The organism is Williamsia herbipolensis (assembly GCF_000964005.1).
Taxonomy (GTDB): Bacteria; Actinomycetota; Actinomycetes; order Mycobacteriales; family Mycobacteriaceae; genus Williamsia_A; species Williamsia_A herbipolensis.
This window is the reverse complement of the sequence record NZ_JXYP01000021.1, coordinates 158,660-171,988: the sequence shown is the minus strand read 5'-3', so window position 1 is coordinate 171,988 and position 13,329 is coordinate 158,660. Positions and strand designations below refer to the sequence as shown.

Genomic DNA, 13,329 nt, shown 5'->3' with positions numbered 1-13,329 from the left:
ATGTGACTCATTTCCCTTGTGCACGCGCGGGTTCGCCGGTCGGCGACCTGCCGCGTGTTCCTCGATGACGGGAAAGTTATCAGCTGATGAGGAAGAGTAACTAGCTATACGAACTGTTCTGATCGGAACTGATCCGACCGTAACCTCGACGACACCGAAAGTGGGCAAACCGGCCGCGCAGGCCCTTTTCACACCCGGGACGGCCGGTGGGTCGGGCATGATCGGGCGTATGGGAAGTGGTGTCGTGCGTTCTGTGGTGGCGCTGTGCTCGACGCTCGTCGTCGCATCCGGGATCTCGGCCGGGGTCGCCGGCGCGACACCGTCGTCGACGCCGGGCGACGCGCGGTGTCCGGCCGCGGTGGTGATGCCCGCAAGGGGCAGTGGCGACCCGGTGCTCGCCCCGCAGCGCTACGGACGGGTGGTCTCCGACGGCTACGAGGGTCCGCTGTTCCACACCCTGCTGGCGGCAACCTACTCCGGGGCGCCCGCGGACGTCGCCGGGGTGCCCGTGGTGACCACCGGTCCCGGCTACCAGGCGGTGTCGATCGAGAACGGCACGCGCAACCGGTCTTTCGGGATGTCGATCGCCTCGGGGGTCTCGGCCCTCGTCGACCGATACGACCGAGCGGCGGCGGCAGGCGGCCCCGGCTGCCGTCCGACGGCGGTCCTGCTCGGCTACTCCCAGGGCGCCGCGGTGGTGCGCACGGTCGCCCGCCGGTTGGCGCCGCGCGGCGTGGTCGGTGCGGTCATGTTGTTCGGCGACCCCTTCCAGGTCCCCGGGGCCGACGGTGTCCACGGCGCCGGTTCGACGGGCACGGGTATCTGGCGCACCGAGGCCACCGCCGCGATCTCCGGAGTCGACACGATCGGCGCCGACGCCTACTACCGGTTGCCCGGCATCGCCCGATGGTCGCTGTGTCACGGCGGTGATCCGGTGTGCGGCTTCGGTCCCGGAGCCGATCTCCTGGGGCAACAGCACGTGAACTACCTCCGCGACGGACTGCGGTACGTGCCGGCGGCGGGACGCCCCGCGTCGCCACGGACCGAACTGCAGGAGGCGGTCGCCGTACTGCGCGGTTACCTGCGCAGCGCGTCGACCCGCTGACCGACGTCAGCGGCGTGTGAGCAGCGCCCCCAGGGCGCGACGTGCCCGACGACGGTTCGGTACCACCACACGGTGGTCGAGGATCTGGTGATCGACGGCCTCGATGCGATCGAGGATGTCCCGGTAGAGCTCGAACGCCGCGCGGATACCCGGTCGGCTGCGGGGATCGATCAATGCGATACCCGGTTCGGCGTCGCGGTAGCGGGCGCGCGTCACCGCGATGCAGTGCGCCAACGCGCGGCGCACCTCCGGTGGTGTGACACCGGTCCTGCGTGCCTCGAACAGCATGGCCTCATCGACCCCGAACGACGCGAGTTCGTCGGTGGGGAGGTAGATCCGGTCCCTGTCGAGGTCCTCGCCGATGTCGCGGATGAAGTTGGTGAGCTGGAACGCCTCGCCGAGCGCGATGGCGGGTTCGCGCGCCGCGTCGGGGTCGAGTGTGCCGATGATGGGCAGCATCTGCAGACCGATGACCGCGGCCGATCCCCACATGTACTCACCGATCTCGGCGAAGGTGCGGTAGCGCGACCGGAACAGTGCGCTCTGGGGGAGATCCATCCGCATCGACGCCAGGAACGCGCGGAAATACGACTCGGGGATGTCGAAACGGGCGATGGTGTCGGCCAGCGCCAGGACCACCTCGTCGACGTCGGAGAGGTCGTCGCTCGGATCGGGTCGCAGTGCGCGGGACAGCTGCGCGTCGATCGCGTCCACACCGCCGACCGGGTCGGGATGGCCGGGCACATCGACGATGTCGTCGACCATGCGGGCGAAGCCGTAGAGCGCGTAGACCCCGCGGCGACGGGCGGCCGGGAGCAACCGCGTGCCGAGGTAGTAGGTCCGACCGTGCGTCGCGGTCGCCTCGAGTCCGCGGAGGTAGCCACGCTCGGTGCGTTCGGCGACGGTCATGGCGCTCCTGTCGATGGTGACCCCTGCCCGCTACGGCGCTGTGGTCGTACGAGGTTCCGTGGTCGCGGTGAATCCTTCCGCACCATCGACCAGCCCGCGAATCCGGCGATCGCCGCCGCGACGAGAAGATCGACCGGCTCGTAGAGCAGGATCGAGTCGTCGGGCTGGAACACGATCAGCCCGAATGCGCACGCCGCGACGATCGCGGCGAGCGATCGCCGACCGAGCAGAGCGGCGCCGGCGAAGACCAGCGCCCAGCTGTAATACCAGGGCAGCGTGGACGGTTCGAGCGCCAACACCGCGGCCATCGCGACGGCGACCCCCACGACCGCCGTGCGCTCGTCGTGACGGAACCGCCACCAGGTCGCGACGAGGATCACCGCGAGTGCGACGGCTCCGACGGTTCGTGCGACGGAGAGCACCGGGGGCAGGGGCAGCGCGGTGAACGGTGCCGCCACCAGCGTCACGAGGTGTGCGACGGCGGTGGGGACGGTGAGCCAGTTGACGATCCGGTCGGCGTAGCCCAGGCCCGTCAACCACCCGAGACCGTGCCCGACGACGAGGGTCGCGACGCCGAACACCACCCCGGTGGTCGCGACGATCGCCCCCACGATCGCGACGACGTCGCGAGGGCGCACAGCGCGTTGCGAACGGATGTGCGCCAACCAGATCCAGAGCACGAACGGGACGGCGATGCCCGCGGTGATCTTGATCGACACCGCGACGGCCACCACGAGCAACCCGACGACGTGTCGTCGCGCGACGACCAGCGCCACCCCGGCGACCAGGAGCCCTGCCATCAGCATCTCGACATGCGGACCGCCGACGAGATGGATGACGAGCATGGGGTTGAACACCGCGAGCCACAGTGCGATACGCGGATCGCGTCCGAGTCGGCGTGCGAGCGCGGGTACCGCCCAGATCGCGAGCAGCCACCCGGGCAGCATCACCAGACGCATCGCGAACACCCCGGCGACCGGGTTGTCGCCCGTGACCTCGGTGACCCCGCGGGCGATCTCGACGAAGAACGGCCCGTACGGCGCGGTGGTGGTCGCCCACACCTGCGCCATCGAGTCGAGCAGGGGACCGGGGGAGGTGGCCGGTCCGTCGGCGTAGGGGTTCAACCCGTCTCGCAGCAACGCGGCCTGCGCCAGGTAGGCGTAGACGTCGCGGCTGTAGACCGGGACCGCGACCATCAGTGGCAGGGCCCAGGCCACCGCCCACCAGCGCAAGCCCGACACCTCGCCGTCGACCGCCGTCTCGGCGGTGGGGGAACCGTCGGCGTCGGGCACGTCGGCGTCGGACCGGTGCGCCAGGAATGTCCGCCCCAACCGCACCCAGGCCCACACCATGAGCGCCACACCGGCCCAGAACAGCAGGCCGGCAACCGATTTCCCGTGCCCGTAGGTGACCCACGCCATCGACGCGTCCTGCAGCCACGTGTTCGCGCGGGGGATGTCGCCGACCCCGTAGCTGCCCAGCGTGACGAGGATCGACGCCACGAGACCGAGTCGCAGCGACGAGACCACCGGTCGACGCAGGCCGGCGGGGGGCGACGTCGCGACGGTCGTCGCGTCGGCGGACACCGGGGTCACCCGGTGATGCGCTCGGCGGCGAGCCGGCCCGACACCAGCACCGGCGGGATGCCGACGCCGGGGACGGTCGAGCTGCCCGCGAGCACCACGTTGACCGCACCGGGCCACAGGTTGCGGGTGCGCAGTGGCCCCGTCTGCGACAGGGTATGTGCCGCCGCGAACGGTGTGCCCGCCGACATCCCCGCCCGGGCCCACACCCCGGGATCGTCGATGCGCATGATCTCGGCGTGCTCGGCGATCCCACGGTAACCGCGGCTCTCCAGAACCGAGAGGGTCTCGGCCACATAGGGTCCGGCCAACGCGTCCCACGGGAGATCGGCGCTGTCGAGGTTCGGGCACGGCGCCAACACGGTGACCGATTCCATCCCGTCGACGACGAAGTTGCCGGGGTCGCTGATCGCGGGCCGGTTCATCAGCAGCGACGGATCGGTCATCAGTCGTCCCGAGCGGGCGGTGAGTTCACGGAACGTCGCGGTCCAGGCGTCGCCGAAGTCGATGGTGTGGTGACCCCCGGGCCAGACCGCGGTGAGGTCGGCGGGCACCCGGAGGTGCGCCACCACCGCGCTCGGGGAGTGCCGGACACGACGTCGTCGTGTCGGAGCCCCGGCGTGGGCCAACAGTCGGTCGGTGACGGGGGTGTCGGTCGTCATCACCACGGCGTCGCAGCCGATCTCGCCGTCACCGGTCACGACGGCCACCGCGCGCGGTCCGCCCGGTGCGGTGCGGTCGACGCGAACCGACTGCACCGGGGTGTCGTACACGATGGTGCCCCCGGCCTCGGCGAGCGCACGCGCCATCACCGCGCCCACACGTCCCATACCGCCACGCGGATAGGAGACGCCCATGCCGATGTCCATGTGCGAGATGACGGCGTAGATGGCCGGTGCCTGAGACGGTGGGACGCCCGCGTAGAGCGCCTGGAAGGTGAACGCGCGCTGCAGTCGGGTGTCGGTGACGAACCGGTTGATCGCGGGGGTGAGTCGCCGCACGGCGCCCATGGTGACGAGATCCTTGACGCCGGTGCGCATCCGGCGCGTGGTCACGTAGTCGAGGAGTCCGTCGGTGTTCTGGTCCATGAAGTCGTCGAACTCGACGTCGTAGAGCCGCTGGAGCCAGCTGCGCAGACGCAGGTATCCCGCCTCCTGCTCGGGACCGAACGTCTTGCCGATCGCGGTGGCGAGCTCGTCGGTGTCGCGCGGGACGGCGAAGTCGGTGCCGTCGGCGTAGCGCAGGTGATAGCTCGGGTCGAGCGGGATCAGGTCGAGCATGGCCCGCGCACTCGCGGCGGAGATACCGACGGCGGCCATCGGGGCCTCGATGAGCGCCGGCATCGTCAACACCGATGCGCCGGTGTCGAACAGCGAGTCGCCGAGCTTCTCGGTGCGCACCCGTCCGCCCGGTGTGTGTTGTGCCTCCACCACGGTGACGCGGACGCCCTGACCGCGCAGGTACAGCGCGGCCGACAGCCCGGACAGGCCCGCTCCCACCACGACGACGTGCTCGACGGGCCCGGTCACCCTACGGTCTCCGGTCACATGCGCCTCCCGGCGATAGCGGTGGCGTACGCCACCAATTCCGCACGCGCTGTTGCCTCGACGGGAGCCGAGGTGAGGATGTCGACCGATTCGTCGACGAGGCGTGTGATGTGGTCCTCGACGGCGCGCACGGCGCCGACGTCGTGCAGGATGGCGCGCGCCCGATCGAGTTCGCGGGCGTCGAGCGGACGCCCGACGAGGCCCCGGAGCTCGGCCGCGACGCGCGGGGCGTCGGCGTCCGCGTTCTGCAGGGCCAGGGCGAGCAGCGCGGTGCGCTTGCCCGCGACGAGGTCGTCGCCGGACGGCTTGCCCGTCCGCTCGGGATCGCCGAACACGCCCAGCAGGTCGTCGCGGAGCTGGAAGGCGATGCCCAGGCCGTCGCCCACCTGTCCGAGCGTCGCGACCAGGTCGTCGGGGGCGTCGGCGGCGACGGCGCCGAGCTGCAGCGGTCGGGCGACGGTGTACCCGGCGGTCTTGAAACGCATAACACGGAACGCGGCGTCGACCGATTCGTCGTCGCCCGCCTCGCCGACGACGTCGAGGATCTGTCCGGCGAGGACCTCGGTGCGCATCGCCGACCACACCGGACCGATCCGCGCGCGGATGCCGGGACCGAGATCCGCCGCGATGATGAGGTCGTCGGCCCAGCTCAGAGCCAGGTCGCCGAGAAGGATCGCCGTCGACATGCCGAAGTGGTCGGCGTCGCCGGACCACGACCGGTGGCGATGGGTCGCGGTGACCGACCGGTGCACGGTCGGGTTGCCACGCCGGGTGTCCGACAGGTCGATCACGTCGTCGTGGATCAGTGCGCACGCCTGGATCAGTTCGAGTGCCGCGCACAGATCGAGCGCGGCGACGGCGGCGGAGGTGTCGAGAACGCCTCCGGCACACCGATATCCCGACCACGCGAACACCGGGCGGACTCGTTTGCCCCCGCTCAGGGTGAACGTCGTGATCAGGTCGGTCAGGTCGGCGACCTCGGGCGCGATGGCCGAGGTCTGTTCGCGGCGCGCGGCGAAGACCCGACGGAGCCGTGCCTCGGCCGCGGCCGGGACATCACGTAACGACACCGGCATCGGGCCGACGTCGGTCGAGGTTATGGTGAGTTCGGCACCCGGCGCACCGGTCACCGATCTCCCCCAAGGGTCTCACCGGTGCACACCATGACCTCGACACTACCGACCCCGACGATCCGGCCACGTCGCAGGCGCGGACGCCCACCGTATGATCGGTACGTGACCTCACCGATCGCCTCGCCCACCGTCGTCTCGCGGTTGTCCGAGCCGCACAGCGGCCCGGTGCCGTTCTCGGTCGAGTTCTTCCCGCCGAAGGACGCGCCGGCCGAGGAACGCCTCTGGCGCGCCGTCCGCATCTTCGAGCGTCTGCGCCCGGCGTTCGTGTCGCTCACCTACGGCGCCGGCGGCGGTACCCGCGACCGCACCGTGCGGATCGCCGGGGAGCTCGCCCGCGAGACCACCCTGACGACCGTCGCCCACCTCACCGCGGTCAACCACAGCCTCGACGAGCTCCGCGCGATGGTCGGCTCGTACGCCGATCAGGGCATCACCAACGTCCTCGCGCTCCGCGGCGACCCGCCGGGCAACCCGATGGGCGAGTGGGTCAAACACCCCGAGGGTGTCGCCTACGCCGAGGAACTGGTCCGACTGGTCGGCGAGCTCGGCGACTTCCAGGTCGGCGTCGCCTCGTTCCCCGAGGGGCACCACCGCTCGCCGACGCTCGACGAGGACACCCGCTTCCTGCTCGGCAAGCTGCGCGCCGGCGCGGAGTACTCGATCACGCAGATGTTCTTCGACGTCGAGGACTACTTCCGCCTCCGTGACCGGGTGGTCGCCGCCGACCCCGAACAGGGCGCCAAGCCCATCATCCCGGGCATCATGCCGATCACGTCGCTGGCGTCGGTGCGCCGCATGCTCGAACTGTCGGGGTCGAAGCTGCCCGCCGACGTCGACGCCCGCCTCACCGCGGCAGCCGGGAACGACGAGGAGGCGAACCGCGAGGCGATCCGCGCGGTCGGCATCGACCTCGCGACGGAGATGTCGGAGCGACTCATCGCCGAGGGAGCGCCGTGCCTGCACTTCTGCAGCCTGAACTTCGCGCGCGCCACCACCGAGGTGCTCGACCGCCTCGGCATGAACGTCCTCGTCCCCTGACCGCCGAGGTACCGGTCAGCTGATCGACCGGCCCTTCCACTCGAGTCGGCCGGTGCGTGTGTGCACGGCCGAATCGGCGATGAGTGCGGCCGCGACCGCCATCGACACCGGGTGTGCCGTCGCGTCGAGGACATCCGACGGTGTGAGAGCGTCGGTCTCCACGCGGCGGGAGACGACACGTCCGGCCGCACCCATCACGAGCGCGAGCACTGCAGGCGTGCGTCGCGGGCCGATCGCGGCGCGCACGGCCGGGGCCACGTGACCCAGCAGCAGTGCGGCCACGACCGCCCACGATCCGCGTGCGCCACCGAATTCTGTTGCGGTCCAGCGTCGATACCCCGCCCACAGGTCATCGCCGGAGCGATACATCCGACACCGCACCAGATGCCCGCCACTGCGATTGACGGTGCGCATGCCGGCGCGGCGGAACACCCGTGCCAGTGCGATGTCGTCGGCCGGCTCCGCGGCCACCGAACGGTGCCCACCGACGTCGCGGTAGGCGCCGAGCGTCGTGGTGAGGAACTGCCCGTTGGCGACGGCCGTCGAGGTCCGCAACTGCCGCTCGGTGACCGACTGCGGCAGCATCGAGAACCACGACCAGAACAGCAGCGGCTGCACGAGTCGCTCGAGCGCCGATCCGACGATCTGGGCGGGCCACACCGACAACAGCCCGGGCGGCGGTCCCGGCGCGTCGGAGAGGGCGTCGAACACCGCGACCGCCGCGGCGACGGCGTCGGGAGCCAGGCGCACATCCGCGTCGACGAGACACAGCCGCGTGTTCGGCGGGTCGTCGGCGAGGTCGGTGGTCAACCGGTGCAGCCCCCACGCCTTTCCGGTCCAGCCCGCGGGCTTCGGTGTGCGTGCCCCGTCGACCACGACGACACGATCGTCGCCGTCGATCGCACGTCGGGCGACCTCCGCGGTCCCGTCGGTCGACTCGTCGTCGTAGATCCGCACCCTGAGGTCGTCCACACCGCGCTGGACACGCAGGTCGGCGATCACGTCGGCGATCACGTCGGCCTCGTCGCGGGCGGGGACGAGCACCACGACGGGAGCGGCCACCGGGTGCCGCGGTGCGCTCAGCGCGTGGACGTGACGGGCGTTGACCGCGGCCATCGCCAGGCCCGAACCGGCGAGCGCGAGGGGGACGATGTCGGCGGCGGTCATCGGCCGCCGGCGCCGTCGGACCCTCCTCACCCGACCACCGTCCCCGGCCGCACCGTCAGGTTCGGCCGGCGCGGGGTGAGGCGTCGCGCGTGGTGTAGGCGACGCCGCCGACGATCAGCACGACCGCGAGCGTGATGCCGGCCAGCAGCCACGTCCAGTCGCCGAACGCCGCGGTGCCGGGATCGGCGTAGTTCGCCTCGGCGCTGAGATCGGTCACCTTGCCCGCATCCGGTGCCCAGGTCGCCGTGTCGTCGGACGACTGCTTGCCGTTGGTGGCGCTGATCGGCCCGGCGAACTGCACGGTCAACGAGACCAGGTCCTGCCCGGCGGTCAGGCTGCTCAGGTCGGTCGAGCCGCGGAACCGCACCACGTCGCCGTTGCGTTTGGTGCTGAGGTCCATGCTCACCGGACTGTTCGGGTATGCCTCGAGCAGGAGGTCGCCGAGTTCGTTGAACTGTCCGACCGGAAGTGCGCTGTAGGTGACGCGGGTGCCCACCATGCCGTTCTCGGAGTAGGCGTCGGCGACGACGCTGCCCGCCATCGACTGCGGGATCTCGATCTGCGGTCCCTTGCTGTCCCCGGAGGCCTTCGCGGCGACCACGAGTTCGCCCCACAGCCGATCACCGACGTACGGCGAGCGTTCCATGCAGGACGTCAACGACAGCGAACCGATGAGCACGAGCAGCACCGCGGCCGCGATGCGCACGGGGCGTCGGCGGGTGCGGGACCGCGGGGCGAGACGGTGGGGCGCAAGGACCGGAGAGGCGGGCACCACGACATCGTGCCAGGTCGACCGGGTCACCGACGACGACCCGCCGCGTGCGGTGCGTCGGTGGGTGTCGCGGTGTCGGGAGTGGGGCGGCGTCGCGAGGTCGCGACGGCGACGACCGCGGGCACCGCCAACACGCCCATGCCGACGATGCCGTAGGCGACACCCGAACGCAGCGCGCCGTTCTCGAGAAGGAAGATCTGCGCGAACGCAGAGCCCGCCCAGGTCCACCACAGCCACACCAGGGGGACGACCGGTGTCGCGCCCCGTGCGGCGTCGGGAGGGTCGAGCAGTTCGAACACCAGCATGACGACGAGTCCGACCGCCGCCCACCCGGCGAAGTTGGTGAGCGGGATGGCCTCCATCCCCGGCAGTCCCGCGTCCTTGGCGTCCCAGCTCCACAGACCCGCCGCGACCATCTGCGGATCGAGGTAGAGATCCCAGCTGACCAGACCGACGACCCCGATCGCGATACGGCCCGCCCGCGCGGTCGGCAGCACGAAGGCCGCGACCCGCCAGACCGCGTACGCGCCCATGAACCACGCGGCGGTGATGAGGATCGGGACATCGGCGACGGCCGGACCGATGCGGTCGGTGACGTATCCGTAGGCGCCGAAGGGGAATCCGGTCCGGGTACCGACGACCTCGGCGGCGAACACGATGGCCGCCACCGGGGCGATGATCGCCACCGCTCGACCCACGCCCCGGCGTGCGACGACGTCGACGATCATCGCGATCGACCCCGCGCACAGGACCACCACGGTCGCGGCATCACGCGCCGATCCCTCGACGAGCGTGTAGACGATCTGCGCGAGCACCCATGCGGCCACGGCGGCCAGCGACACCACACGGGCGGTACCGGTGATGTCGCGGGCGGCCGTGGGGGCGGTCACGTCCGTGGCCTGCCGCCCACCGGTGCCCTGTGACGCAACGCCGTCCACGCCGAACCCAGGGCCTCGCGCACGGTGTCGGCGAGACCGGCGCGATCGGAGAGCACGAGGTCGGCGGCGAGCGCACCGCTGATGCCGCTGACACCTCCACCGGGATGGGTCGAGGCGCCGGCGAGGTAGAGGCCCGGTACCCCGGGCACCCGATGGCCGCCGAGGTCGGGATGGGGTCGGAAGGCGAACATCTGGTCCATCGACATCTCGACGTGCATCACGTTGCCACCGAGAAGGCCCAGCTCATCCTCGATGCGGTCCGGGGTCTGCACGTGCACGTGTTCGACGGTCGACGAGAACCCGGGGGCCTGTCGATCCATCTCGGCGATGATGTCGTCGCCGGCGCGCTGCGCGAGGTCGGTCCACGAACGGTTCTCGGCGAGGTGACGTGGGTGCCACTGCGACCATAGGGTGATCGAGTGTCGTTGCGGCGGTGCCAGTCCCGGATCGATGGCGGAGTAGCTCATGGCCACCAGTGCCGGGCGACGGGGGAGTTGGCCCGCGCGGGCGTCGCCGTAGGCCGCGGCCAGATGCGCCCGGTCGGAGACGAGCAGCCCGAGGCCCGAGTGCACGCCGTGGGTGGGGAGGTCCGACGGCAGTCCGGGGTAGTCGGGGAGTGCCGTGGCACCGATCCGCACGGCACTGCCGATACCCGGGCCGACCTCGATCCGGCTCTGCCATCGGCGCACCTGCTCGGGGGCGACACCACCGGCGGCGAGCGCGTCGAGCGTGGTGAGGATGTGGCACGCCGCGACGACCGATCGCGCGCGGCGCACCGCACCGCCCGCCGACGTCACCCGCCAGTGGTCGCCGGTCCACGCCAGCGACTCGACCGGGGCGTCGAGCACGAGTTCGCCGCCGTGTGACCCCAGGGCCGAGACGAGCGCCTCGGTGAGCGCGCCGCTGCCGCCGACCGCGCGCCCGGGCGGCAGGGTGTGCATCAGCGCTGCGATGCCGACCATCGGCGCGGTACCCGGCTCACTCATCGGCGGTCCCGACTGCGCGCCGAACCACGCGAGTGCGGCCTTGAGGCGCTCGGAGTCGAACCAGCTGTCCAGCAGGGCATCTCCGGAGCGGAGGAACTCCTGGGCGAGATTGGCCCCCGCGGCCCGGCCGGTGACCCCGTCGCGGGTGGGCATGCCCCAGAACGAGCGCGCGAACCCGCCGACGGTGGGGCGGTGGGCGAACATCCGCATGACCGCCGCCGACCGCGGTCCCCACACGGCGACGAACCGTCGGTACGCGTCGGCCTCGCGTGCGCCGCACGCGGCCTCGATCGAGACGCAGGTCGCGTCGAGGTCGGTCCGGAAGACGATCGCCGGTGAGTCGCCGTCGGCGGGCGCGAACGCCCATGGGTCGCAGTCGATGTAGCGCAGGCCGTGCGACCCGAGCGAGAGGTCGTCGATGATCGAGGTGTGCCTGATCATGATGTGGGCCGAGGATCCGCGATCGACCCGGTAGCCGGGGAACCGGGCCACCGTGGACACGGCGCCACCGGGGATGGTGTCGCGTTCGACGACGGCCACGTCGAGGCCCGACTGCGCGAGGTACGTCGCCGCGACGAGTCCGTTGTGACCGGCACCCACCACGATCGCGTCGTGGATGCGGGCGTCACTGCTGGTCGTCATGGGGGCCCATCGGTAGTCGGCGTCCGAGGACGGCGAAGGGTCGCGGATCGCCTGCGAAGCTGAAGTGGCGGAGCAGATCGGCGAAACCGACCCGTCGGTAGAGGCGCCACGCGCGGTTGTCGTCGGCGGGCACCTCCGGTGTGGAGAGCAGGACGCTGCTCTCGCTCCGTCCCTCGAGGAGTCGCGCGAGCAGCGCCTCGCCGATGCGGTGACCCTGCAGGCGGGGATGTACGTGGAGCTCGGTCAGTTCGAAGTAGTCGCGCGTGATCTCGTCGATCTGCTCGCGGGTGTAGCCGCCGTGTCGGAGTCCCGCGCAGAGTTGCTGGTGCCACCACTGGTCGCCCGCGCCGGTGTAGCCGTAGGCGATGCCGACCAGAGACCCGCCGCCCGCCGTCCCTCCCGTCGCGTCGTCGGGGGAGCGGTAGGCGCCGACCGCGGTCCAGCCGGGTCGTCGCATGTGGTCGCGCCACAGCGGGGAGCGGTGTGTCTGGGTTCCCCGGGGGTATCCCATGGCCTCGACGTACACGTCGAGAGCGGGGTTCAACCAGTCCCCGGCGTCGTCGGGGACGAGGCCGACCAGGCGAACAGACACCGTTCTGCGCCTCCTCTTGAGACCTTGTCGGGGGGTAGCTATATTGAATAGGTCGAACGGGTGTTCGAGTACTCAACCTCCGCGACGAGTCTCATCGTGACCCGACGACCGACGGCCGGTCCGGCGGTGGACGAGGGAAGCGTCTGCGGCCGGGCCGGTCCGATCGTCGTCCGGTCCGTCCGGGTCCCGGTGGGCAACGGCTGTTCCATTGCTCACGTTGTCGGTGGACGGCGGTATGACTGATCCGTCCGATGAGGTTGAACCTCCACAGGTACACGAAGACAGACCACGAGAGGGGTGTGACGATGACGGGGACACGTACGACGACACGGCGCACCACCACGGTCGACCCACGACTCGCACTGCGCGCCCGCGAACTGCTCGGTCGCGCCGAGGCCATGGCTGCGCACGCGGACGACTCGCCCGAACCGACCGAGCAGCTCCGCGCGCTGTACCTCGCCGCCCTGCGTGCGGCCGGTGCCGCCCTGGTGGTCGGGGAGAAATCCACCGCCCGCCCACGTCGGGGCCCGGTCAGCGCCTGGGCGCGCCTGCCGCGGGCCCTGCCGGAGCTCACCACCTGGGCCACCTACTTCGCGGGGCTCTCGCGTCTGCGAGCCGACATCGAACTGGGCGTCGTCCGCGATGTCGATCCCCGGAGTGTGCAGGCCACCCGGACCCGTCTCGCCGACTTCCTGGAGGACGTGCGGGCGCAGGTCGTCGCCTTCGAGCACGGGACGCGGGTGACCGCAGGCCACCGGTCGGCGACTCGGACCGAACTCTCAGCCGGGTAATGGTGGTCGGTTTCTCGATCACCTCGTATCATCGACACCAGGGCTCGCGACACGAGCCCACCGACCCCGACACACCTGCCGCGGGTATGCGTTGGACACCGTCCGGTCACCGGACCGAAGTGCTGT

General features: G+C 71.1%; 12 protein-coding genes. 3 read left to right on the top strand and 9 right to left on the bottom strand.

The window, feature by feature from the left end:
* Positions 1–244 precede the first annotated feature (244 nt).
* On the top strand, positions 245–1,105 hold the full coding sequence (locus tag TU34_RS12035) for a cutinase family protein (RefSeq protein ID WP_160298523.1): 861 nt from the start codon (positions 245–247) through the stop codon (positions 1,103–1,105).
* Between the two features lie 6 nt (positions 1,106–1,111).
* On the opposite strand, the gene TU34_RS12030 is transcribed toward TU34_RS12035, so the two are convergent.
* Genes TU34_RS12030 through TU34_RS12015 form a run of 4 tightly spaced genes read right to left on the bottom strand, consistent with a single transcriptional unit; the run spans position 1,112 to position 6,220 of the window.
* A complete protein-coding gene (locus TU34_RS12030) occupies positions 1,112–2,014 on the bottom strand; it encodes a phytoene/squalene synthase family protein (RefSeq protein WP_045823089.1) in 903 nt (300 codons plus the stop codon).
* Positions 2,011–3,609, bottom strand: coding sequence for an alpha-(1->6)-mannopyranosyltransferase A (locus TU34_RS12025; protein ID WP_065973579.1), 1,599 nt, complete (start codon positions 3,607–3,609; stop codon positions 2,011–2,013). The genes TU34_RS12030 and TU34_RS12025 overlap by 4 nt, the downstream gene beginning before the upstream one ends.
* Positions 3,606–5,126, bottom strand: a complete 1,521-nt coding sequence (crtI, locus tag TU34_RS12020; protein WP_238981266.1) for a phytoene desaturase family protein — start codon at positions 5,124–5,126, stop codon at positions 3,606–3,608. Before crtI ends, TU34_RS12025 begins: the two co-directional genes overlap by 4 nt.
* A 14-nt stretch (positions 5,127–5,140) precedes the next feature.
* Entirely contained in the window at positions 5,141–6,220 is a 1,080-nt protein-coding gene (locus TU34_RS12015) for a polyprenyl synthetase family protein (RefSeq protein WP_045823296.1), read from the bottom strand.
* 159 nt (positions 6,221–6,379) lie between these two features.
* Between TU34_RS12015 and metF the strand changes: the two genes are divergently transcribed.
* Positions 6,380–7,315, top strand: a complete 936-nt coding sequence (gene metF / locus TU34_RS12010; RefSeq protein ID WP_045823087.1) for a methylenetetrahydrofolate reductase [NAD(P)H] — start codon at positions 6,380–6,382, stop codon at positions 7,313–7,315.
* A gap of 15 nt (positions 7,316–7,330) precedes the next feature.
* On the opposite strand, the gene TU34_RS12005 is transcribed toward metF, so the two are convergent.
* Genes TU34_RS12005 through TU34_RS11985 form a run of 5 tightly spaced genes read right to left on the bottom strand, consistent with a single transcriptional unit; the run spans position 7,331 to position 12,412 of the window.
* A complete protein-coding gene (locus TU34_RS12005) occupies positions 7,331–8,482 on the bottom strand; it encodes a glycosyltransferase family 2 protein (RefSeq protein WP_045823086.1) in 1,152 nt (383 codons plus the stop codon).
* A gap of 55 nt (positions 8,483–8,537) precedes the next feature.
* Complete coding sequence (locus tag TU34_RS12000) at positions 8,538–9,254, bottom strand: LppM family (lipo)protein (protein ID WP_150116502.1); 717 nt, start codon at positions 9,252–9,254, stop codon at positions 8,538–8,540.
* 26 nt (positions 9,255–9,280) lie between these two features.
* Complete coding sequence (locus tag TU34_RS11995) at positions 9,281–10,144, bottom strand: carotenoid biosynthesis protein (protein ID WP_238981265.1); 864 nt, start codon at positions 10,142–10,144, stop codon at positions 9,281–9,283.
* A complete protein-coding gene (locus tag TU34_RS11990; RefSeq protein ID WP_065973577.1) occupies positions 10,141–11,820 on the bottom strand; it encodes a phytoene desaturase family protein in 1,680 nt (559 codons plus the stop codon). Before TU34_RS11990 ends, TU34_RS11995 begins: the two co-directional genes overlap by 4 nt.
* The gene (locus TU34_RS11985; RefSeq protein ID WP_045823085.1) at positions 11,804–12,412 is read right to left on the bottom strand and encodes a GNAT family N-acetyltransferase; all 609 of its coding nucleotides are present in this window, start codon (positions 12,410–12,412) and stop codon (positions 11,804–11,806) included. Before TU34_RS11985 ends, TU34_RS11990 begins: the two co-directional genes overlap by 17 nt.
* A 305-nt stretch (positions 12,413–12,717) precedes the next feature.
* Between TU34_RS11985 and TU34_RS11980 the strand changes: the two genes are divergently transcribed.
* On the top strand, positions 12,718–13,203 hold the full coding sequence (locus TU34_RS11980) for an SAV_6107 family HEPN domain-containing protein (RefSeq protein ID WP_045823084.1): 486 nt from the start codon (positions 12,718–12,720) through the stop codon (positions 13,201–13,203).
* The last annotated feature ends 126 nt before the right edge of the window (positions 13,204–13,329 follow it).